At 57.1% G+C, this 275-nt stretch carries 1 protein-coding gene; it reads left to right on the forward strand.

Translation table 11 applies throughout. The features are described from left to right. A partial coding sequence (locus DQG18_RS16390) for a hypothetical protein (protein ID WP_198669809.1) occupies positions 1-233 on the forward strand: 233 nt, incomplete at its 5' end. Between the last annotated feature and the right edge of the window lie 42 nt (positions 234-275).

Genomic DNA, 275 nt, shown 5'->3' on the forward strand with positions numbered 1-275 from the left:
TACAAACCGCCGGCGCCGGAAGCCATCGTCTGGCCGGCGCCAACCAGTGGATCGGCACCACCTTCTGCACAGGCAATGGTCGAAAAGCCGATCATGCATTAAGACTGAAACCGGACCACTTTATAGGGGCAGACCACTTTGGCAGGGCCCAGACCATCATCAAACAGCGAGAAAGGATCAAACGACAGACCATCGAGCATCGGCGCTTGCAGCACCGCAATCTCGCCGCATAAAACAATCAGCCCAGAGACGAGGCCGACGCTCCTCTAATCGAC

It is taken from the genome of Pelagibacterium sediminicola (genome assembly GCF_003390885.1).
Lineage (GTDB): Bacteria > Pseudomonadota > Alphaproteobacteria > Rhizobiales > Devosiaceae > Pelagibacterium > Pelagibacterium sediminicola.